This is a genomic window from Megasphaera intestinihominis, assembly GCF_040096415.1.
GTDB classification, from domain to species: Bacteria; Bacillota; Negativicutes; order Veillonellales; family Megasphaeraceae; genus Megasphaera; species Megasphaera intestinihominis.
The window spans coordinates 1-615 of sequence record NZ_JBBMEU010000154.1 but is presented as its reverse complement, the minus strand read 5'-3'; the positions used below and the strand labels follow the sequence as shown (position 1 = coordinate 615).

Here is a 615-nt window from a genome sequence, read left to right as displayed (position 1 = left end):
CCCGTAAAGTCGAAACGCTCGAATAAGCGTAACCGAATAGAGATGCCTTGGGCCGCATATCGGCCCAGGGTATTTTCTCGTTTTTTCAAAGATTAGAATTTGCTAAGATATATGAGGAAAAGAGGTCTTAATTTGATTTTAAGGTAAGGAGAGGATTACGTGACAATATCATTGAGACATTGTGTGCGCGAAGCACAACACGGAAACCACGAAGCTGTTTTGTTCTTATTGCATGAATTTGAACCCTTAATCCGTAAATATGTAAAAAAATATTATATGTATTATGAATCGCTTGAAGAAGCTATCTCAACAGCTGACCATGCTATCGTCAATTGTATTTTCACTTTTGACCTGAACAAACAAGACAATCCAAAAGACTACAAGACGAACAACGTACAACGGCGACTGCTGGCAGCTGTACACAACGCTTTTGAATATGAAAGCTATCGGAAACAATGTTATTTGAAACGCGTCCAGAAAAACATCATCGAATCGGATATCGTCACCGATTTCCCCTATAATTGGGCTGCGCCGGAAGAGGGTGTGTCAAGAGTTTTGTGTAAATCGATTCAATAAGCAACATCGTATTGCTGCATAAGCTGAGACATCCTGTCG

At 40.2% G+C, this 615-nt stretch carries 1 protein-coding gene; it reads left to right on the top strand.

Features of this window, described 5'->3' with window-relative positions:
* The first annotated feature begins 183 nt into the window (after positions 1-183).
* Entirely contained in the window at positions 184-576 is a 393-nt protein-coding gene (locus WMO23_RS11430) for a hypothetical protein (RefSeq protein ID WP_349174154.1), read from the top strand.
* Positions 577-615 lie beyond the last annotated feature (39 nt).